The 21,891-nt window shown below is 54.7% G+C and carries 18 protein-coding genes; 12 read left to right on the top strand and 6 right to left on the bottom strand.

Features of this window, described 5'->3' with window-relative positions:
- Window positions 1-33: 33 nt before the first annotated feature.
- On the top strand, window positions 34-1,071 hold the full coding sequence (locus H8B15_RS15165) for a hypothetical protein (protein ID WP_246455518.1): 1,038 nt from the start codon (window positions 34-36) through the stop codon (window positions 1,069-1,071).
- Here the strand turns inward: H8B15_RS15165 and H8B15_RS15160 are convergent.
- The gene (locus tag H8B15_RS15160) at window positions 1,064-1,594 is read right to left on the bottom strand and encodes an RlpA-like double-psi beta-barrel domain-containing protein (RefSeq protein WP_187320525.1); all 531 of its coding nucleotides are present in this window, start codon (window positions 1,592-1,594) and stop codon (window positions 1,064-1,066) included. The genes H8B15_RS15165 and H8B15_RS15160 overlap by 8 nt on opposite strands.
- 496 nt (window positions 1,595-2,090) lie before the next feature.
- On the opposite strand from H8B15_RS15160, the gene H8B15_RS15155 reads away from it, so the two are divergent.
- From H8B15_RS15155 to odhB, 3 genes are all read left to right on the top strand, one after another.
- The gene (locus H8B15_RS15155; protein WP_187320524.1) at window positions 2,091-3,299 is read left to right on the top strand and encodes an SMP-30/gluconolactonase/LRE family protein; all 1,209 of its coding nucleotides are present in this window, start codon (window positions 2,091-2,093) and stop codon (window positions 3,297-3,299) included.
- Window positions 3,300-3,526: 227 nt separating this feature from the next.
- Window positions 3,527-6,460, top strand: a complete 2,934-nt coding sequence (locus H8B15_RS15150) for a 2-oxoglutarate dehydrogenase E1 component (RefSeq protein WP_187320523.1) — start codon at window positions 3,527-3,529, stop codon at window positions 6,458-6,460.
- 89 nt (window positions 6,461-6,549) lie between these two features.
- On the top strand, window positions 6,550-8,199 hold the full coding sequence (gene odhB, locus H8B15_RS15145) for a 2-oxoglutarate dehydrogenase complex dihydrolipoyllysine-residue succinyltransferase (RefSeq protein ID WP_187320522.1): 1,650 nt from the start codon (window positions 6,550-6,552) through the stop codon (window positions 8,197-8,199).
- A gap of 77 nt (window positions 8,200-8,276) precedes the next feature.
- Here odhB and H8B15_RS15140 read toward each other — a convergent pair whose 3' ends face one another.
- On the bottom strand, window positions 8,277-8,633 hold the full coding sequence (locus H8B15_RS15140; RefSeq protein WP_185281831.1) for a group III truncated hemoglobin: 357 nt from the start codon (window positions 8,631-8,633) through the stop codon (window positions 8,277-8,279).
- Window positions 8,634-8,921: 288 nt separating this feature from the next.
- On the opposite strand from H8B15_RS15140, the gene H8B15_RS15135 reads away from it, so the two are divergent.
- From H8B15_RS15135 to lpdA, 8 genes are all read left to right on the top strand, one after another.
- Window positions 8,922-10,637 carry a carbamoyltransferase C-terminal domain-containing protein gene (locus H8B15_RS15135; protein ID WP_187320521.1) on the top strand — a complete coding sequence of 572 codons (1,716 nt, stop codon included), beginning with the start codon at window positions 8,922-8,924 and terminating at the stop codon, window positions 10,635-10,637.
- 112 nt (window positions 10,638-10,749) lie between these two features.
- Window positions 10,750-12,414 carry a M1 family metallopeptidase gene (locus H8B15_RS15130; RefSeq protein WP_187320520.1) on the top strand — a complete coding sequence of 555 codons (1,665 nt, stop codon included), beginning with the start codon at window positions 10,750-10,752 and terminating at the stop codon, window positions 12,412-12,414.
- Window positions 12,415-12,609: 195 nt separating this feature from the next.
- On the top strand, window positions 12,610-13,257 hold the full coding sequence (locus H8B15_RS15125; protein WP_187320519.1) for a Crp/Fnr family transcriptional regulator: 648 nt from the start codon (window positions 12,610-12,612) through the stop codon (window positions 13,255-13,257).
- A 417-nt stretch (window positions 13,258-13,674) separates the two neighbouring features.
- A complete protein-coding gene (locus H8B15_RS15120; protein ID WP_187320518.1) occupies window positions 13,675-14,055 on the top strand; it encodes a roadblock/LC7 domain-containing protein in 381 nt (126 codons plus the stop codon).
- 136 nt (window positions 14,056-14,191) lie between these two features.
- Window positions 14,192-14,632, top strand: coding sequence for a hypothetical protein (locus tag H8B15_RS15115; protein ID WP_187320517.1), 441 nt, complete (start codon window positions 14,192-14,194; stop codon window positions 14,630-14,632).
- Window positions 14,633-14,723: 91 nt separating this feature from the next.
- Entirely contained in the window at window positions 14,724-15,428 is a 705-nt protein-coding gene (locus H8B15_RS15110; RefSeq protein WP_187320516.1) for a carboxypeptidase-like regulatory domain-containing protein, read from the top strand.
- A gap of 45 nt (window positions 15,429-15,473) precedes the next feature.
- Entirely contained in the window at window positions 15,474-15,920 is a 447-nt protein-coding gene (locus tag H8B15_RS15105) for a hypothetical protein (protein WP_187320515.1), read from the top strand.
- A 225-nt stretch (window positions 15,921-16,145) separates the two neighbouring features.
- Window positions 16,146-17,552, top strand: a complete 1,407-nt coding sequence (gene lpdA, locus H8B15_RS15100) for a dihydrolipoyl dehydrogenase (RefSeq protein WP_187320514.1) — start codon at window positions 16,146-16,148, stop codon at window positions 17,550-17,552.
- A 128-nt stretch (window positions 17,553-17,680) separates the two neighbouring features.
- Here the strand turns inward: lpdA and rlmF are convergent, their stop codons facing one another.
- The 4 genes from rlmF to H8B15_RS15080 form a co-directional block, all read right to left on the bottom strand.
- Window positions 17,681-18,634, bottom strand: coding sequence for a 23S rRNA (adenine(1618)-N(6))-methyltransferase RlmF (gene rlmF, locus H8B15_RS15095; protein ID WP_187320513.1), 954 nt, complete (start codon window positions 18,632-18,634; stop codon window positions 17,681-17,683).
- Window positions 18,635-18,720: 86 nt separating this feature from the next.
- A complete protein-coding gene (locus tag H8B15_RS15090) occupies window positions 18,721-19,182 on the bottom strand; it encodes a cold-shock protein (RefSeq protein ID WP_187320512.1) in 462 nt (153 codons plus the stop codon).
- Between the two features lie 163 nt (window positions 19,183-19,345).
- On the bottom strand, window positions 19,346-19,942 hold the full coding sequence (locus H8B15_RS15085; protein WP_187320511.1) for a pseudouridine synthase: 597 nt from the start codon (window positions 19,940-19,942) through the stop codon (window positions 19,346-19,348).
- A gap of 124 nt (window positions 19,943-20,066) precedes the next feature.
- Window positions 20,067-20,903, bottom strand: a complete 837-nt coding sequence (locus H8B15_RS15080) for an MBL fold metallo-hydrolase (protein WP_246455528.1) — start codon at window positions 20,901-20,903, stop codon at window positions 20,067-20,069.
- Window positions 20,904-21,891: the final 988 nt, after the last annotated feature.

Below are 21,891 nucleotides of genomic sequence, written 5' to 3'. Positions count from 1 at the left end.
CCGTACTTTTGCGGTTTCGCTTGTTATAGAAGTATGCCGATTTCTGATCTGACCCTGTACGACCCTTTCGAGGGCATGCGCTTTGGCCCCGAGCAATGCTTTTTGTGTGGCACGCCCACCACGCCCCCTACCGATGCCGTGCCGGTATTTGCGCCGTGGCTAATGGAGCGCTACCACTTGGCCGAGCGGCCTATCCAACTGCTCGATCAAAGCATCACCACCTATCAAAACCTCACCATCTCGTGCTGCGCCCGCTGCCGCACGCAGCACGTAGAGCCGTTGGAGGCACAAGTAGCCGAAGCCGCTAGCGCGGGCTTAGAAGGACTGCAGGCGCTGGACGAGAAGACGCTGTTTCTGTGGCTGGGTAAGATGTTCTACGGGGTGTTGGTCACGGAACTGCTCACGGAGCTGAATCCGCTGATTAAGCCGCGCTACCCCCTAGCCGAAAACGCGCAGATGTTCCGGCGCTTTCAGGCGTATTTCCAGACGTTGCAGGCCCTGCGCGTGCCCATGGAGTTCGATGATTTCACGCCGGCTTCGGTGTTTATTCTGGAAGCCGATGCCGCCCAGCCCGCCCTACCCTTCGAGTACGACGACGACCTGACCACCATGGTGTTCAGTATCAAGCTTGATAATGCGGTGATTACGACCTGCTTAGTCGACAACGGGATTATTCGGCAGGCGATGCGCGGTATCTATCAGCAGGCGCAGCGGCCGCTACACCCAGCGCAAATTGCTGAGTTCAAAGCGCGCGTATACTACGCGGCTTATCTGTTCAATGTAGTGCCCGACTACTACGCACGTACCGTGCAAGCCGCCGACGACCACGTAGTGATGGATACCCTGATAGATGATGTGACGGGGCCGGTTTTCAACCCCTGGGACAACAGCGGCTACGGGCAGGCGCTGCTGGAAATGTGGAAGCCGTGGCATATTCCGCTGGCAGAAATCATGCAAAATCCAGCGCAACCACTTAGTTATCTGTATGATGAGTCTGGGAATCCGCAACCGGTAGAAAAGGTAGCGGAGCTGCTGGCGCAGCGCCCCCAAGACAAGAGCCGGCTTAACTAGCCTGCCATTCGGGGAGTACGGGCGGCGTGTCTTCTATCTTTTTGATCGTCACGTCGTCCCACTTGCCGTAAATTTTTTCGTGCCTACCCACCAGCAGGTCAATAGTGCGGTGCAGGCGGCGGTTCATGGTATCGTGAATGACGTATACACCATCTAACTCTGGCGAAATGCCTTTTACACGTACGGAGTCACCGAAATCAAATTTGCCACCCCAGTTCTTCAGCATGTCTCGCGAAAGGGCCATCCAGCGCCGTTTGCTGGTATGATGGCGCGAGATGCGCGAGTTATCGGCCGTAACGAATGGCTCGCTATCTGTTTGGCTGGCCTTGGCCGAGTAAACGGTTGCCGTGACGCGGTATGAGGTTAGGCGGCGCGGCGTGTGATGCGCCAACGCAACAGGCCGGGGTAGCAACAGGGCTACTGGGCGTGGGCTCAACTGGGCTACCGTAGAAGGTAGGGCCGCTGGTTGCATTACAACACGAGGCGGAAAGAGGAACGTGAGCAGAAATAAAGCAATGGACATCAACGTAGCTTTAGTGGACTCTTGCTTAGCCTGAAGAGGGTAGGCAGCCGGCTAATTCCGACTAACAGGAAAGGCAATTTGCAGCGCAAAACGCTTGCAAAACCAATATATTCAGAAGTGATGGAGAAGCCTGATTGAGCTAGAAAAGCAGAGAAAGAGGCGATTTAACTGCTTGTTAACGGTAGTTTTCAGGATGTTTATCACCTGATTGCTGGCAAAGGTACAACAATTTATTAATTGAATCCTGTGGAGCCATTGTGGCAGCTTTTGCCGCAGGGCAATACGAAGGCACGAAAAGCTTGCTAAAAAAATTAGCTATATGGTGTCGTTTGTATTCCCCTCTGTAAGGTGCCATAGTACGGCGTACAAGCACTAGGGTTTGGTACAGAAGTAAAAAATTGAATTGGATTGATCCTAACGCCGCCTGTCGGGCGCCGTATGAGAAAAAATTACTCATTACTCTGTAGCCCTTTTTCCTCACCTCCATTTCTCCTCTATGCTTTCTTATTTTTCTTTTGCCCACTGCCGTGCGGGGTTGCTCGCCGCAGCTGGTGCACTGGCCTTGCTGGCTGCTAGCTGCTCCTCTCCTACCCCTGGCACTACCATGGCAGAAAACGCCGCCAACGATACTACAGCGCTGGTAGGTAGGGCTGCCGCTCCCAAAGGCGATGCCAACTCTCCGCTGCAAATTGTAGCTGCCTTCCGCGAGCCGCAGATTGTGGGCGTGGCTGTGCTGCCCGATGGCCGCGTGTTTGGCGATTTTCCGCGCTGGGATAATAATCCGGTTTTCCCCATTGCCGAAGTTGGGACCAACAACTCTCTCAAGCCCTACCCCAATGCAGCGTGGTGCACCTGGAACGAAACAGTGCGCAACGAGCCACAAAAGCATTGGATTTGCCCGCAGAGTGTGTACGCCGACCGCGCCGGTATGCTGTGGGTGCTCGACCCGGCCTCGCCCGGCCTGAAAGCCACCGTGCCCGGAGGACCTAAGCTGGTAAAAATCGACCCCAAGACGAATACGGTGGTGCAAAATATTGCCTTTTCTGAAAGCGTAGCGCCGCGCAAATCCTACCTCAACGACGTGCGTGTAGACACGCAGCAGAACTACGCCTACATCACGGAGTCGGGCGAGGGTAGCTTGGTGGTGGTAGACCTGGGCTCGGGCAAGGCGCGCCGGTTGCTGGTGAAGCATCCCTCAATGGTAGGTGACACCACTCTAAATATTAAAGCTGATGGCAAGCTGCTGGTAGACCCCACCGGCAAGCAAGGCCAGTTCAACGCCGATGGCATTGCCCTGAGCCAGGACGGGCAGTACCTCTACTGGAAGCCCCTCACTAGCTACGCCCTGTACCGCATTAAAACCGAAGCGTTGCGCAACGCCAGCCTGAACGACGCGCAGCTGGCCGCGCAAATTGAAGACCTAGGCAAAGTACCCGCCTGCGACGGGATGATTCTCGACGCGCAGAACAACCTTTATCTGACCGCTTTTGAAGACCATTCCATCAAGCGCCGCACGTCGGCCGGCAAGATCGAAACCGTGGTGCAAGACCCCCGCCTGGAGTGGCCGGATACGTTTGCATTCTCTGCCGACGGCACTACCTTATATGTAACGAACTCGGCCATCCATAAAACGCCTAACTGGAGCAAAGGCGTTGGTCAACAGGATCAGCCGTATCATATCTTTAAAATGAGCCTGCCTAAATAAAGGCAAGTGAACACGCACTTTTTTGAAAGCCTTTTCCGTCAGGAAAAGGCTTTTTTTTATTACTTATAGCCTACAACCCCGTAAGAAGATAGAGTTTGAAACATGATGTTGACGTAAACGGTTGTTTGTAAGGTTAATTTGAGAATGCGAATATGAGTTTTTGACTTCTATTCAAGTGATTTACTTTTGCTTTCAACTTACATAGCGCCCCTACCTCACCCCCACCTATGGATGCTTACTCCTATATCGCCAATGCGCACGGCGAGTATATCGATCAGCTGTACCAGGCGTACAAGCAGAACCCCGATTCGGTAGATTTCGGCTGGCGAAAATTCTTCGAAGGTTTCGACTTCTCGCAGCAGTATCCGGCTGATGGCGAGACGCCTGTGGCAACCAACGGTGCGGCTACGGCCACTCCGTCTACGCCGCCTGCTCCCGTTGCACCTACCCTGGAAGCCATTCCGGAGCAGCGCCCCGGCTACGGTGTATTACATACTTCGGCTTCGACGGACGATGCTGGTAAGCTGCGCAACACCAACGAGGCCGCGCCGGACAAGGAAACGGCCGTACGCAACCTGATTTACGCTTACCGCAGCCGCGGCCACCTGTTGGCCAAAACCAACCCCGTGCGCCAGCGCAAAGACCGCAAAGCCCGCCTCGATCTGGCGAACTTTGGTCTGAGCGAGGCGGATTTGGATACGCCTTTCCGCAACGGCTCCATCTTGGGGCTGGGTGACGCGCCTACCCTGCGCGAAATCATTGCCGGCTTGCAGTCCATCTACACGGGCACAGTAGGCTTCGAGTACATGTACATCCGCGACCCGCAGGTGCTGGACTGGTTCCGCACGAAAGCGGAGCACGACGCGCTGAACTTCAACCCAACGCCGGAATACAAAAAGCGGATTCTGCGCAAGCTGAACGAAGCCGTGGTGTTCGAGAACTTCCTGCACACCAAGTTTCTGGGGCAGAAGCGCTTCTCGCTGGAAGGCGGCGAAACCGCCATTCCAGCCCTCGATGCCATCATCGAGAAAGGTGCCGAGCTGGGTGTGCGTGAGGTAGTGATTGGCATGGCGCACCGTGGCCGCCTGAACGTGCTGGCCAACATTATGGGCAAAACGTACGAGCAGATTTTCTCGGAGTTTGAGGGTACGGCCAAGCCCGACCTGACCATGGGCGACGGCGACGTAAAGTACCACATGGGCTACTCGTCGGAGGTAGATACCGAGTCGGGTCATCAGGTAAACCTGAAGCTGGCGCCCAACCCCTCGCACCTGGAGGCGGTAAACCCTGTGGTAGAAGGCCTGGTGCGCGCCAAAATTGAGCACGAGTACCAGGACGACTACCACAAGATCCTACCCATCCTCATTCACGGCGATGCCGCGCTGGCCGGCCAAGGCATTGGGTACGAGGTAACGCAAATGTCGCAGCTGGAAGGCTACAAGACGGGCGGTACCATCCACTTTATTATCAACAACCAGGTAGGCTTCACTACTGATTTTGAGGACGCTCGCTCTTCTATCTATAGCACCGATCTGGCGAAGATTATCGACGCGCCAGTGATTCACGTGAACGGCGACGACCCCGAGGCCGTGGTATTTGCCGTACGTCTAGCCACGGAGTATCGTCAGCAGTTTCACGCCGATATTTTTGTGGATATGGTGTGCTACCGTCGTCACGGCCACAACGAGTCGGACGAGCCGAAGTTCACGCAGCCTACCCTCTACAACATCATCTCGAAGCACAAGAACCCGCGCGAGATTTACAACGCCCGCCTGGTAGAGCGCGGCGACGTAGACGCGGAGCTGGCCAAGCAGATGGACCGCGAGTTCCGCGACCTGCTGCAAGCCCGCCTCGACCAGGTGAAACAGCAGCCCCTACCCTATAAGTATCAGCCCCTGGAAAATGAGTGGCGCAACCTGCGTCGTGCCAGCGGCCAGGACTTCGAGCAGTCGCCGGAAACGGGCGTGAGCGAGGAGACGGTACAGAAGGTAGGCGAGGCGCTGACCACGCTGCCCGAGGGCTTCAAGCCGCTCAAGCAGATTGATAACCTGCTGAAAGAGCGCCGCAAGATGTTCTTCGAAACGCGCCAGCTGAACTGGGCTGCCGGCGAATTGCTGGCCTACGGCTCGTTGCTGACCGAAAACCACATTGTGCGCGTGAGCGGCCAGGACTGCCAGCGCGGCACGTTCTCGCACCGCCACGCCGTGTTGCACGACGCCGAAACCTCGGCGCCTTACAACTCACTTAACCACCTGAAAGGCGACCACGAAAACCTGCGCATCTACAACTCGCTGCTGAGCGAGTATGCGGTGCTGGGCTTCGAGTTTGGCTACGCTATGGCGAATCCTACCGCGCTGGTGGTATGGGAAGCCCAGTTCGGTGACTTTGCTAACGGCGCCCAAACGATGATTGACCAGTTTGTGGTGTCGTCGGAAAGCAAGTGGCAGCGCATGAACGGCGTGGTGATGCTCCTGCCCCACGGCTACGAAGGCCAGGGCCCCGAGCACTCCAACGCCCGCCCCGAGCGTTTCCTGCAACTGGCCGCCGAGAACAACATCGTGGTAGCCAACATCACCACGCCCGCCAACTTCTTCCACGCCCTGCGCCGGCAGCTGACCTGGGAGTTCCGCAAGCCCCTGGTGGTAATGTCGCCGAAGTCGATGCTGCGCCACCCGCTGTGCGTGTCGCCGGTAGAGGACTTCACTTCGGGTCGCTTCGAAGAAGTGCTCGGTGACGACTACGCCGACGCCAAGAAGGTGAAGCGCGTGCTGCTGTGCTCGGGCAAAGTGTACTACGATCTGCTGGACGAGCAGCAGCAGTCAGGCCGCACCGATGTGGCTATCATCCGGATGGAGCAGCTGCACCCCTTCCCCAAAAAGCAGCTGGATGCCGAGCTGGCAAAGTATCCCAAAGCCAAGATCTACTGGGTACAGGAAGAGCCCGAAAACATGGGCTACTGGAACTACCTGCTGCGCTTCATGCGCCGCGAGTTGGAAGACGTGGTAGCGCGTAAAGCCTCGGCCTCGCCTGCTACCGGCTACAATAAAGTGCACGTGAAGGAGCAAAAAGAGTTGGTAGCACGGGCCTTCGACAAGCCCCGCGAAGCTGTGGCCGACGAGAACATCAAGGAAACCGTAGAAGAAGCCAAGAAGGCCGATTAATTCAGTAGCCTACCCAGTTGCTAGCTGATAGCTAGCAACTGGGTAGAAATACGCATCCTACTAAGCCATAACCCCTAACTCTCCCACCTATGGGTCTGGAAATCAAGATACCCGCCGTTGGCGAATCCATTACGGAAGTAACCATTGCCAAATGGTTGAAAAAAGACGGTGAAGCCGTAAAACGCGACGAAATCATTGCCGAGCTGGAATCGGACAAGGCTACATTTGAGTTGCCCGCCGAAGCCGATGGCACGCTGAGCATCCGGGTGGTTGAAGGCGAAACCATTGGCATTGGTGCTACCATTGCCGAAATCGGTGGTGCCGATGCCCCGGCCGTAAGCGCTGCATCGGCGTCAACACCTGCGGCCGCGCCCTCAAACGACCCTATTTCCAAAGGTGAAGAAAACCCCGCAGCCAGCGACCAAGCCGGCTACGGAGGTACGCCGGAAGGTAGCGCAACAGCGGATGCAGCTCCTGCTGAAACTCCCAGCGGTGGTGGCGCTACCGAAATGAAGATTCCGGCCGTAGGTGAATCCATCACGGAAGTAACCGTATCGAAATGGCTAAAGCCCGACGGTGCCCAAGTGGACCGTGATGAGGTAATTGCCGAGCTGGAATCGGACAAAGCTACGTTTGAGCTGCCCGCCGAAGCGGCCGGCACCCTGCGCCATGCCGTGAGCGAAGGCGAAACCATTGCTATTGGTACTGTGGTAGCACGCATCGAAGGTAGTGGCAGTGGCGCTCCAGCGGCTCCTGCTGCAGCTCCAGCCGCCGCGCAAGCTGCACCTGCAACGTCGCAACCTGCCGCCAGCAACGGCACTACATCCTACGCCACGGGTACGCCCTCGCCGGCTGCCGGCAAAATCCTCGGCGAAAAAGGCATCAACGCCGCCGACGTGCAAGGCACCGGCCGCGACGGCCGCATCACCAAGGAAGACGCACAGAACGCGCAAGCGAAGCCCGCTGCGCCCGCCCCACAAGCAACTCCTGCACCCGCAGCCTCTGCACCAGCCAAAATAGAAGCATCCGATGCTGGCAACCGCAACTCGCGCCGCGAGCGGATGAGCAACCTGCGCAAGACGGTAGCCCGCCGCCTGGTATCGGTGAAAAACGAAACGGCCATGCTCACCACCTTCAACGAGGTGAACATGCAGCCGATTATGGACCTGCGCAGCAAGTTCAAAGACAAGTTCAAGGAGAAGCACTCGGTAGGTCTCGGCTTTATGTCGTTCTTCACCAAAGCTGTGTGCGTAGCCCTGAAAGAGTGGCCCGCTGTAAATGCGCAAATCGACGGTGGCGACATCGTATACAACGACTTCTGCGACATCAGCATTGCCGTATCAGCCCCTAAGGGCCTGGTAGTGCCCGTGATTCGCAATGCCGAGGAACTGTCGTTTGATGGTATTGAGAAGGAAATTGTGCGCCTCGCTGGCTTGGCCCGCGACAACAAGCTGACCATCGAGCAGATGACCGGCGGCACGTTCACCATCACCAACGGCGGCGTGTTTGGCTCTATGATGAGCACGCCTATCATCAACGCACCGCAGTCAGCTATTCTGGGGATGCATAACATCATCCAGCGCCCTGTGGCCGAGAACGGACAGGTAGTGGTTCGCCCTATGATGTATCTGGCCCTGAGCTACGACCACCGTATCATCGACGGCCGCGAGTCGGTATCGTTCTTGGTACGCGTGAAAGAGCTGCTCGAAGACCCCACGCGTCTGCTATTGGGTGTGTAAGGCATAACACACAAAAGAAAGCGGCCGCTCACCATCTGGTGAGCGGCCGCTTTCTTTTGTGTGTAGCTCCAAGCAGACTAGGCACCCGATGCCATGCTCATCATTTTGAGTTTGGCTTCCTCGGCCTTGGAACCGGAGAAGTGCTCTGCCACCGTACCGTAAAATAGATTCACCCAACGTTGGAAGTTGGGACTAGTAACTGGTAGAACTAGGTTGTGGGGAATGGCTTCGCCGTTGACATCCGTTCTGCCACTCAGCAACGTGCTGCTCCAATATTGATACATGGAGGTGAGGTGGTAGGGCCAGTGAATACGCGCCATGGCATTAAATGCCGGGGCCAGTACTTCGTCGTTGTAGAGGTGCTGACAAAAAGAATCGACCAGCGTCTTAATGTCCCCTTCCGTACGGATGTCGGGCAAAGTGGTAGTAGCCATAGCGGTCAGGAAAAGGTTGGTTGTGGATAATTGTACTTCCGGGATACGTGATTATTGCGTGGGGGTTGCAGCAACGAAGATACAAATGATTTAGCTTAAAAATCATATATATTATTAATAAAGTTTTATTGATGAGTTTCGGCGGTTGAGATTAAAGCAAGATGATAAGTTGCTACTGAGTAGCTGATTACGGAAGAATGGAGTGCCATTACTGCTTCGTACTGCCAGCATAGCTCCCAGAAGCTCTATTTTAGAGCCGGGTTTCGTTTTGTTATTTTTTTACTACCTGTGGAGCACGTTATTCTGGGGATTAATTGCAGCGGCTTTCATGCCTCCGCGTGTTTGCTGAGTCCCGATGGGCAAGTGCAGGTAGCCATTGCCGAGGAGCGCCTTTCCCGCATGAAGCAGGATAAGTCGTTTCCGCGTCGGGCGGTTGCCTACTGCTGCGCCGCCGCAGGTCGGAAGATTACGGACATCACCGACGTTTTCGTAGGCTGGAACCCCGCGCTCTATCTTGCGCAGCCGACCCTTACCACCACCGAAGCCTTGCGCGACCGGAGCCAGCTGGCCCAACTGACGCTTCAGGAACTAGCGGCCCTACGCACCGACGTGCGCGACATACAGCAGACACTGTTCGGCGAACTGGGTAACACTACGCGCCTGCACTATGTAGATCATCATCAGGCACACCTAGCCAACGCGCTGTGGCAGTCAGGATTTGGCGGTGAAGCTGATTTCTTGGTGGCCGATGGCTTTGGCGAAACCACCACCGGGCTGCTGGGTACTGCCCAGGGTGGCACGGTGCACGAATTGGCTACTAACCGCACACCGCATTCGCTGGGCCTGTTCTACGCCGCTTTCACCGATTTCCTCGGGTTTCGGCCTAATAGTGATGAGTGGAAGGTGATGGCGCTGGCGGCGCGCGGCAACTGGCGTACGTACTATGATGCACTGCGCCCGCTCATCACTGTAGATGGGCTTCATTACGAAATCGACCTGCGCTATTTTGAGTTTTTCCTGTTTTTCACGCCCCATTATTATTCGCCTAAGCTCGAAGCTCTGTTAGGCCCGGCCCTACCCATCGGCGCACCGCTTACGCAGCGCGAATACGATATTGTGGCGGCTGTGCAGCGCATTACGGAAGAGGTAGTATTCGAGCTATTGACCACCCTACACGCCCAAACCGGCCAGCGGCGCGTGGTGCTGGGCGGAGGCGTGCTGATGAATTCGGTGCTTAACGGCAAGCTGCGCCACCACACGCCCTACCAGGAAATCTTCATTGGTGGCACACCCGATGACACTGGTATCAGCGTGGGTAGCGCCTTGTATGGTTTCCGGTATCTGACGGGTAACGCGCCCGGCACCGGAAAGGCCGCCCGGCACAATTTCTTTGGCCGCGTGTATGAGGAAGTGGAAATAGCTGCTGAGCTGCACCGCCGCCGCCTACCCCACGAGCGCCCCACAGACCTAATAGCTGCCACGGCCAATCTGCTGGCTGCTGGCCAAGTGGTAGGCTGGTTTCAGGGAGCGTCGGAGCTGGGACAGCGGGCATTGGGGCACCGTAGCATCCTGGCCGACCCTACCCTCCCCAGTATGCAGGCGCGCGTGAATGCCAGCGTGAAGCACCGCGAGGCCTTCCGGCCCTTTGCGCCGGCCGTACCCGAGGAACGCCAGCACGAGTTTTTCGGGCTTCCCGCCGGCGAAACGTCCTACTTCATGGAGCGGGTTTTTTCGCTACGGCCTGAGATGCACCTGCGCCTACCCGCCGTGACGCACGACGATGGGACAAGCCGCCTGCAAACCGTGCGCGCCGCTGATAATCCGCTGTTTCATCAACTATTACTGGCGTTTGAGCAACGACGCGGTGTGCCGGTGTTGCTCAATACGTCGTTCAACGTCAATGGCATGCCCCTGGTGGAGTCGCCGGCCGACGCACTAGACTGCTACTTCCAGTCGGGACTGGATGCGCTGGTGCTGGGGCCGTTTTTGCTGCGGAAGCAGTAGGTTGTCATTCCAAGTAGAGCGAAGAATCGGAAGAGTTGTACGACTACATACTCAGATTCCTCGCTACGCTCGGAATGACAACCGTCAGCCTAATCTTGCCTACCTTGCCCCTATGCGTCTTTCTCATGGTATTCTGCTGGCTGCCGGACTGAGCCTGTCCAGCGCCGCTTCGGCCCAACTGCTGCAACCCAAACCCGCCGCTTTCACCCGCGCCGACTCGCTCCGCGGCAACATCGACAGCCCCCTGCGTACCTGCTACGACCTGAACTACTACCATCTCGATGTGCGCCTGGACCCAGCCAAGCGGTTTCTGAGCGGCAGCAACCTATTCCGGTTCACGGCTACGCGAGACTTCACGCGTTTGCAGTTCGACCTGTTTGCCAACTTAACGGTAGAAAAGGTTGAGTATAAGGGCAAATCGGTGCCGTTCACCCGCGAGGCCAACGCGGTGTTTGTCACCTTCCCGCAGCCTATCAAACAGGGTAACCGCGAGGAATTTACAGTGTATTACTCTGGTCAGCCTACCGTAGCCGAGCGCGCGCCTTGGGACGGCGGCTTGGTCTACGCCCAAGATGCGGCCGGCAAACCCTGGGTAGCTTCGGCCTGCCAGGGGGTAGGTGCCAGCATCTGGTGGCCCAACAAAGATCAGCAAGCTGATGAGGTAGACAGCATGCTGATCAGCGTGACGGTACCCAAGGGCCTGAAAGATGTGTCGAACGGTCGCTTGCGTAAGGTTACTACCCTAAAAGACGGTGCTACCCGTTTCGATTGGGCCGTGCGCAATCCCATCAATAATTACGATGTGGCCCTGAATGTGGGCGACTTCCAGTACTTCGGCGACACCTACCAGGGCGAGAAAGGCAAGCTGACGCTCGACTACTGGGTGTTACCTGAAAACCTGGCGAAGGCCAAAAAGCAATTTGCGGCCAACGTGAAGCCCATGCTGAAATCGATGGAAAGCTGGTTCGGCCCCTACCCTTTCTACGAAGACGGCTACAAGCTCATTGATGCGCCGCATCTGGGTATGGAGCATCAGAGCGCGGTGGCCTATGGCAACAAGTACCTCAACGGCTACCTTGGCCACGACCGCTCGGGCACGGGCTGGGGCGACAAATGGGACTTCATCATCATCCACGAAAGTGGCCACGAGTGGTTCGGCAACAACATCACCACCAAAGATATTGCCGATATGTGGGTACACGAGTCGTTTACTACCTACTCCGAATCGTTGTTTGTGGAAACGATGTTTGGCAAGCAGGCGGGGCAGGAATACCTGCACGGCCAGCGTCGCAACATCCAGAACGATAAACCCATCATTGGCCCCTACGGTGTAAATACCGAAGGCTCTGGCGACATGTACGATAAAGGCGCCAACATGCTCAACATGCTGCGCACCACCATCAACGACGACGCCAAGTGGCGGCAGCTGCTACGCGGCCTGGGCCAGACATTCTATCACCAGACCGTCACCACGGCGCAGATCATCAACTATTTCAACCAGCAAACCGGCCGCGACCTCACGCCCATCTTCGATCAGTACCTGCGCCACGCCTCCCTACCCGTGCTGGAAATGCGGGTAGAGCAGAACCAGCTACTGGCCCGCTGGATTGCTGATGTGCCCGGCTTTGCCATGCCCGTGCGGGTTCGGACCAAGGGTGGCGAGTATCAATTCATCACGCCTACTACCCGTCTGCAACCCGTGACCTTATCCGGTGCCACCCGCGACAATGTGGAGGTAGATACCTTCAATTACTATGTAGGAGTGCTGGTTGAATAAGGGAAACGGTGTTTGGCGTTCTGTATTGATAATGAGTGAATTACGTGGATGGTATCATTTTAGCTATTCAGCTTCTTATAAACGGCCCACATGGGCATTGTATGAGGCTTTGAGCAAAGTGATTTTCCTATGGCAGTACCGTATCAGACCGCGCCTACTAGTTGCCAGAATTGCCCTTATTTGACTCAATCCCTCATGGGCACATGCCAAAAGGAGGAATTAGAATTGATTTCTACCAGCAAAATTTCGCAGTACTACAAGAAGGGGCAAAGCATTTTTCAGACGAATAATCGCCTACCCGGATTGTACTGCATTCATCAGGGCAAAGTGAAAGTATCGCGCGTCAGCAGCGACGGCAAGGAGCAGATTATGCGCCTGGCACAGGAAGGCGATGCCCTAGGCTACCGCTCGCTAATGGTGGGTAACACAGCCACTACCTCTGCTATAGCCCTCAGCGACTGCGTGGTATGTCTTATCCCCCGCCCCGATTTCTTTAGCATAATTGGGCAAAATCCACAATTCTCAATTGAGCTTACTAAGCTGTTAGCCAAGGATTTAGGTAGGATGGAAGAGCGAATGATGCATGCCGCTTTCAAGCCTGTACGTGGTCGGCTGGCCGAAGCCTTATTGTTGCTACACGATCTATTTCAACCGGCCACGGAAATGCGCTTTAGCATTCCTGTCACGCGTGAAGACTTGGCGGCACTAACGAGTACTGCCAAAGAAACGGTGAGTCGGCTCCTGTCGGAATTCCGGGAAGAGGGCCTGGTAGCAACATACGGTAGCCGTATTACGATTCTGAACTTGGAGAAGCTCACACGACTCTCGGCACTTTATGAGTAATGGTAAAACTATCTTTTTTATTTTTTATAAAACCCTTTTTTTAGTGTTTGCGTATATGCCCCCAGTAACTCCAATTGCTGGGGTTTTTTGTGCAGATAGAGTGTGGGGTAGCGAGACTTACAGAACTTTTTCCCATATTGGTGTCCCATAAGTGAGCGGGCGGGAAAAAGCTGATAACAATCATTTCCTGGGTTGATAACAATCATTTTTTAGCCGGGAGAAACAGAGGAGTTTTGTAGAACAAGTCGGTCTGCTTTTTTGGTGTGTTATACCATAACAGACAGTTCTTCGGCTACTTTCCTACTGATTCTGATTGCCAGTAAGCAGGCCAACGCGTGGGCCTGATCAGGATACTCGAAACAGGGTGGAGGTTGACCGGAGTGGATTGTTTCCCTTCCTCCTTATCCGTTTGTTTCCATGGCTTACTCAGTCAACAATCCCGCAGGAAAAGTAATACAAGATGTTATTGATGATTTGCCCTCGCTACTGGCTGTAGCCGTAGTGGATGTGAATTCGGGCATGAGCCTGGCTTCGCACTCCAATGTGCAAAATATCAACCCAGATACGGCTGCTGCCTACAATACAGAGGTAGTAAAGCAAAAGCAGAAAGCCATGGCAGCGCTAAAGCTAGGTGGCGAGAAAATCGAGGATATCTTGATTTCGCTTACCAACCAGCTGCACCTGCTGAAGCTTACTGAAGCCGGTAACAAGTTTATTTACTTGGTGGTAAACGCCCGCGATACGAACTTGGCTATTGCCCGCGAAGTACTGCGTCAGCACGCCGCACAACTCAATTAATTATTCCTCTGCTGGCGGCATGGGAAGCACACAGCTCCATAGTGCTCAAACCAGCTTTCAGCTGCAACAAGCTAGCAGTGCCCTGTGTATAAGCTATTCGTATAGAATAGCAACACAGTGAGTTTTCGCAGGCATTATGCAGATTCCCTTTCTCAATCGTCTTCAGTCTCTTTCCGGCGCAGTCATCAATAAAGTAGTACCGGCTGGCAATGGTGCTGAGCACCAAGAGGCCGCCCAGGTATTGCAGCGGGTACTAGAAGGCCTACCGGAATTGGTGGCAGCAGCCGTGGTGCAGATAGACTCGGGGCAGGCCGTGGCAACCTACACGACCTCCCGTGACTTCAACCCGGCCAAAATTGCTGGGTTCAATGCTGCACTGGTACGGGGGCAATACAACGTACTGGCCGCGCTGCAACCCGATTCTGACGAGCAGTTAGAGGAAATTGTGATTACCCTGCCTACCCAGTTGCATCTGCTGCGGATCCTGACCAACAAGCAACAGTTTCTCTACGTGGCTGTCGAAAGCCGCGACACCAACCTGGGCATTGCCCGCGAGGTCATGCGTACCTGCGAGTAAAAGCCGCCTCTTCTACACCTCTATTCTATTCTTATTCTCTTTCTCAACGATTTCAATTTCCCTTATTTCTCACCCTAATACATTTTATGGTATGAAACTTACCGCATCTCCCTTCGACCCCCAAACCGGTGAGCTGCTGCCGGTATATCGCGATGCTTATCTGAATGGCGACCTGAGCCGGTCTTCTGCCCAGGCCGTAGAAAATTATTTGCGTCGCGATGCCGACGTAGCGCACGATACCCTCACGCGCTGGCAAGAACTACAAGCCACCGACGAGGTGGAAGTAACCCCTACCTGGGTACAAAAACAAATTCAATATATCCGGGCCGAGCCCGTACGTTTCCGCCGCCGCGCTACCTCTATGGTCGCTTCCGCCGTGCTGGTGGGCTCCATGGTATTTGCCGGCACTAGCCTGCCCGGCGCACGGGGCAACAACTCCAATTTCTCGGCTGTGCAGGAAACGGCTACTGCCGAAGCCACCGCCGAAGCTTTGGCTAGCAATACCGCTTCGGTAGCGGCTGCCTTATCGGCTAAGCGCATGGTGATGGTGCAGGGTCGTATCTTGGACGAAAACGGCAAGCCCCTACCCGGTGCTACCGTAATGCAGCCCGGCAGCCGCCAGATTGCCGTTACGAATGCGGCTGGCGAATATGTGCTGCACGTGCCAGCCAACACCAGCTCGCTGAAGTATGGCTACGGCGGCTACGAAGACGAAGAAATTAAATTGTCTGACGCCAGCACCGACGTAACGCTGCTACCCCGCGAGAAAACCAAGCGCCACTGGTGGAATTTCTAGGCGTTGTCCACGTCGTTCTGTGGTAGCCTGTAGTATCTTGTCCGCGTGAAACCCAAGAATTACCGCAGAAAAGCTACCCGTCAATCCGGGTTATCGAAAACAAACAACCTACTTGCTCCGCCCGATCCTCTGGCGGAGCAATTGGTGCATCAAATCCTGACGGTTCTACCCTCGTTGCGCCTAGTGGCCGTGGTGGATGTGGCCGATGGTCGTTGCCGGGCTGGTTGGTCGGGGCTAGATGATGTTGCTCCGCAGACAGCTGCTCAGCACAGCGCCGCCTTGGTGCGCCAGCAGCAACTCGCCGTGAGTCAGTTGGAGGAAGAGGCAGTAGAAGAAATCTCTTTTATACTGTCTACGCAGTTGCATTTGGTGCGCATGCTGCCCGGCGGACAACAGTTTGTGTACCTGGTAGGTGATAAAGAGTCTATTAGTTTAGGCCTGGTGCGTGAACAATTGCGCGGGCAGTTACAACCATTGGTGGTGTCGAATTGATAGGCATTATCCAGCTAAACAGATTATATACAGCGCCTCTTCCGCTCATGGAAGAGGCGCTTGTGTTGGGGCCCTACCCTAAGCAAAACAGCTAGTAGCCGGTTGTAGAGGGTAGTAGTGCTTCCTAGGCTACGCAACCAGTGCGTTTCCGCCGGGTAGCTATTTCCGCCTCCGGTTTCTTCCGTACCTTCGCCCCTTGTTGACTACCAACGAATTCACCGCATCATGAATCAATACGACGTTACTGTTATCGGCTCCGGACCAGGGGGCTACGTGGCTGCCATCCGTTGCGCACAGCTGGGGATGAAAACCGCCCTTATTGAGAAATACCCTACCCTGGGCGGCACGTGCCTGAACGTAGGCTGCATTCCCAGCAAAGCCCTGCTCGATTCGACGGAACACTACCACAATGCCCACACTACCTTCAAGGAGCACGGTATCGAGTTGAGTGATCTGCAGATCAACATGAACCAGCTGATTGACCGCAAGAACGGCGTGGTGAAAGCCAACACCGACGGCATTCAGTTTTTGATGAAGAAGAACAAAATCGACGTTATAAAAGGCGTGGGTTCATTTGTCGACAAAACCCACATCAAAATCACACCGACGGAAGGCGGCGAGGAGCAGCAGATTGAAACCAAGAAGGTGATTATCGCCTCCGGCTCCAAGCCTACTGTCCTACCCTTTATCAAGCAGGATAAGCAGCGCATCATCACCAGCACCGAGGCCCTGAACATCCGCGAAGTGCCCAAGCACATGATTGTGATTGGCGGCGGCGTTATCGGGCTGGAAATGGCTTCCGTGTACGCTCGTCTGGGTGCGAAAGTATCGGTGGTAGAGTTTCTGGACTCGCTGATTCCAACTATGGACCGCGCCCTCGGCAAAGAGCTGAAGCGCATCTTGGGCAAAATTGGTATTGAGTTCTACCTCAGCCACAAAGTAACCGGCGCGACCCGCGAGGGCGATGCTGTGACCGTAACCGCAACCAATCCCAAGGGGGAGGAAACCAAGCTGGAAGGCGACTACTGCCTGGTAGCCGTGGGCCGTGCGCCCTACACCGAGGGCCTGAACCTGGAAGCCGCTGGCGTGCAGCTAGAAGAGCGCGGCCGCATTAAGGTAGACGAGCACATGCAAACCACCACGCCCGGCATCTACGCCATCGGCGACGTGGTGCGCGGCGCCATGCTGGCCCACAAGGCCGAGGAAGAAGGTGTGTTCGTGGCCGAAACCATGGCTGGCCAGAAGCCCCACGTCAACTACCTGCTCATTCCGGGGGTAGTATATACCTGGCCCGAGGTGGCCGGGGTAGGCTATACCGAGGAGCAGTTGAAGGAGCAAGGTAAAACTTACAAAACCGGCAACTTCCCCTTCCGCGCCTCGGGCCGCGCCCGCGCCTCCATGGACCTCGATGGCTTCGTGAAAGTGCTGGCCGACAAGGAAACCGACGAAATTCTGGGTGTGCACATGATCGGCCCGCGTATCGCCGATCTCATTGCCGAAGCCGTAACGGCCATGGAGTTCCGTGCCTCTGCTGAGGACGTGGCCCGCATGAGCCACGCCCACCCTACCTATGCCGAAGCCATGAAGGAGGCCTGTTTAGCAGCTACGGAGAACCGAGCGATACATATGTAAGTCTGCGTTTATATACTTACGTGCAAAAGCGGTTGGAGCTACTAGGGTTCCAGCCGCTTTTGCATTTATTGGCGAGGTAACCTTTAAAAACAAGTCTTTCGGGCTCACTTGCAATACTTTCCCTACCCCTACTTCTCCCGCCATGCCCGTTGCTGCGCCGTGTTCAGAAACGTCCAGGCCACGATGCGACTCACCTTGTGCCCTTGTGCCATCGGAATGGTGCGCACCTCAACAGCTCCCAGCTTTTGCAACGACTTATACAAGCCTGGCAAGGTTTCTTTCTTCGATACGAGAGTGGTAAACCAATAGCACGACTCCCGAAACAACGCGCTTTCTTCAGCCATGTGCCACAAGAAAGTAGCCTCGCCGCCGGGATACCAAAGCTCACGGTCTTGTCCTCCAAAATTGGAGGTAGGCTGCGCCCCGCGGCTAGTAGCTAGGTTGCGCTCTTTGCGCCGGGTACTGGCTTCAGCTTCGGCCGCCGACCCATGAAAAGGCGGGTTGCACATCGTCGCATCAAAAGTCTCCCGCGGCTTCAGAATACCACTAAAGATGGCAGTGCCGTCAGGTTGATACCGTAGCTCCACGGCACCCGTAAGGGTAGGGTTACTGGCCACCAGTTGCTTGCCTACCCGTAGAGCCGTTGTATCTACGTCGGTGCCTACAAAGCGCCAGCCGTACTCGTGATGCCCGATAATAGGGTAGATGCAATTGGCGCCTACCCCCACATCTAACACGCGGATGCTTTTACCTGTAGGCACCACGCCCGCATTTCCATCAGCTAGCAAGTCGGCGAGGTAGTGCAGGTAGTCGGCGCGGCCAGGAATAGGCGGACACAAGTATCCAGCCGGAATATCCCATTGCCTGATGCCGTAGAATTGCTTGAGCAACGCCCGATTCAGCGCCTTCACAGCAGCCGGATCGGCAAAATTCAAGCTAGCATCACCCGTCGGGGTAGAGACTATAAAAGTCGCTAACTCTGGCGAAGCCTGTACGAGCTGGGCAAAATCATAGCGGCCGTGGTGGCGGTTGCGCGGGTGCAGGGTGGTGGGGGCAGTGGCAGAGTGAGGTGGCTGCGGCATACGTAGTGCGTAGAGGGTAGGGGCCAGAAACAGAAAGCGGCTGAAGCTACGGGAGCTTCAGCCGCTTGGGCTTATCGAGAGTAAATTTACGCAACGGCGGCCGCTTTCACGTCGGTAGCGCTGGGGCCTTTGGGTCCCATTTCCACTTCAAAGGTCACACGGTCATTTTCTTTGATCGGATTGCGCAAGTTGTTGGCGTGCACAAACACACTCTCCTGCGTCTCCGAATCCTTGATGAAACCGTAGCCTTTCGACTCGTTGAAGAACGTCACGGTACCAGTACGAATTAAGTCGGCCGGATCCATATCTTCCCGGCGCACCACGCCAATCTGAATGTCCTCGGTCTTGATTTCTTTCTTCTTCTTCGGATCTGGCGGAGTGTCTACAATGTTGCCATTCTCATCTACATAGGCCATCATCTCGTCCAGGCTTTGGCCTTTCTGGGCATTAGCTTGGCGCTCTTCCTTTTTCTCGGCTTTGTCCTGCCGCTTCTTCAGGCGTTTTTTCTCGTTTTCTTTTTTTCCAAATGTTGCTTGGGATCTACCCATGTTTTTTACCAGCTTTATAGGGTGGATGCATTGGCCGAAAAGCCAAGCATTAGTAATCGTGAATACAATAGTACAGGTAACTTTCCGGTAAAGTTCAGCGGAACCCTACAGAAACTACTTACTAGCCTGCTGACTAGATATGAAAAGCCGAAACGGGCCTATTTCACCCGTTATTCAATTCTGGCTCCTGATAATCTAGCGCAAAGGAAACTACTTCTCGCACCTCGCCCGCCGCTAAATCTCCCAACCATATATCCCCTACCCGCACGCGCACTAAGCGCAGGGTAGGAAACCCCGCCGCTGCCGTCATCTTCCGAATCTGCCGAAATTTGCCCTCCGTCACTGTAATCGACACCCAGCTGGTAGGACCGTGGCGGTCGTCACGTATTTTTCGGGTACGAGGCGGAAAGTCTGGGGCAGTTTCCAAGCGTCGTACCGCGCAAGGCAGCGTCTGGTACCGCACATCCCGGATGCCAATTTCCACGCCTTGTTCTAGTTGGGCTACCGCTTCATCGGTAATCAGACCGTCTACCTGAGCGTAATACTCCTTTTCTACTTTCCGGCCGCGCACAAGCTCACTCACACGGCCGTCGGTAGTTAGCAATAAGAGGCCTTCACTGTGCTCGTCGAGGCGTCCAATGGCCATCGTGCCCGCCGGAAAATCGTACAGTTCGCCAAGCAGTTTCTTCTTCTTGAGCTCGCATACAAACTGGCTAAGGTAGCCAAACGGCTTATGAAGTAGAAAATGCTGATGCGCCATGTATATACAATAAAGTAGGAGTAATAGCACTTGATGCTCTCTGCACAATAGCTCCTACATGAAAAACGGCCAAAGCTACGAAGGCTTCGACCGTTTTTAGAGATGGAACGATAGAGCAGAGCTGTTATGCCTGCTTACGTCGGAGTAAGGTGAATAGCAGACCAGCCACACCGGCTACGACCAAACCTTTCACCCACGGGCTTACAACGGGTGGCGGCACCGATACTACCCCCGACGCATCGGCCACTGCAGGTTGCTTCACATACCGGCCATGTGCTGGTACCGCTTGCGTTTGAAAATTATCTACTAATTCCTGGAGTTGCTGGCGCAACTCGTCTCCCACCATGGCAATACCATGCCCTGTAGCCGCCACTTCCGGCTCTAGCTTCGCCAAACGCTCCACCGAAAGGCGCGACGCTTCCCAGTCGGGCGTGAAGTAAGCCGGCGGGCCGTGTACTTCCTGCTTCTGCGTCCAAGTAGCTAGCATCGATTCCCCTTTCACTGTGGTAAAAGCGTCGCCTGCTAGAAGGGCGCGGTCATTTTCGCGAAAGAATGACACGTGACCAGGTGTATGGCCTGGGGTATGAAACCATTGCCAGCCTGGTAGACCTGGTACTGTACCATCGTCTGGCAACGCTTCTACCCGGCCGCCTAAATCAAGCGGCTTTTTAGGGTAGAGAAAAGACAAGGTGGCCATGCCACCACCTCCCACAGTTGGGTCGGGCGCAGGATAAGCAGAACGACCCGTAAGATAAGGCAACTCCAAACGGTGGGCGTATACCTGTACCTCAGGCCAAGCCTTCAGCAAATTGGGCAAAGCACTTACGTGGTCAAAGTGACCATGCGTAAGCACAATAGCCTGTGGTGGATTGTCCGGGCCAAATAGTTCTGCTGCGTATTCGAGGATATAATCAGCTGAGGCTGGTAGGCCGGCATCTACCAATACCCAAGACGCTCCCATACCCTCTTGTTCTTGTGGCCATACATAGTATAGATTCACAAATATGTTGCGCCAGCCTGTTACGCCTGGCGCTACCGCTTGTAGAGCAGGAGTAGTCGCTCTGGTTGCGTCGTTAGAAAGCATACCTAATAAGTTAGAGTGAATAAAAGGAGTAAGTCGTAATGCCTTTACGCACATGTGAATCAGCCGTTCTCGACAGTAGCAGATTAACTCTATAGTATAAGGTATAGGCTATCCATAATCACTATCATCTCCTCTACCTTAGAATCTTATAGCTTAGCTATAATAGCCAGCCATGCTATGCACCTAACCACTCCCGCTACCTTTGTTTGTGGGTATAGGAGTTATTTTTTGAATTTTCCGATCAGAATATCAGCATGTTATTCCGAAGAAATAAGTCTTTTATTCTCTTCCCATTGCACAGCAAAAAAGCTTTCATACTTTTGCAACCCACTTCAGAAGGAAGGGACGAAAACAACCTGAATAATACGGATTAGTAGAAAAAAAAGTTTGCTAACGTATTTTGTGTTTCGAAAACATTTCCTACTTTTGCACCCCGCTTCAACCGGAAGCGCCTGCTACGAAAGGTTTGAAAAAAAGTTTTCGGTAGTAGTTGGAAAGAAAGAAAAAGCAGTTACCTTTGCAGCCCGCTTCGAGAGGAAGGGACGACAAGGAAGTCGGTAAGAAAAAAAAAGTTTTTCAAGCCGCTTGCAATTGCCGAAACGCTGCGTACCTTTGCAGCCCGCTTCGAGAGGAAACGGAAAAAGAGGCGCCACGGTTTGTGTGGCACAGGGTTTCACCAACAGGGTGAGGCGCACGTTCTTTGAATGACAGGAAAAGACAAATGGTAAGGGCCGTTTTCGAACGGTCCACGACAAGCGTAACAGACGAAGAAGAACTCGTCACAACAACGAGTCGGATCAGCACTTGACATCAGCTATTCTTCGGGATAGTGTAGAAGATTTTTTACAATGGAGAGTTTGATCCT

The organism is Hymenobacter citatus, assembly GCF_014333615.1.
Classification (GTDB): domain Bacteria; phylum Bacteroidota; class Bacteroidia; order Cytophagales; family Hymenobacteraceae; genus Hymenobacter; species Hymenobacter citatus.
This window is presented reverse-complemented; position numbering and strand designations above follow the sequence as displayed.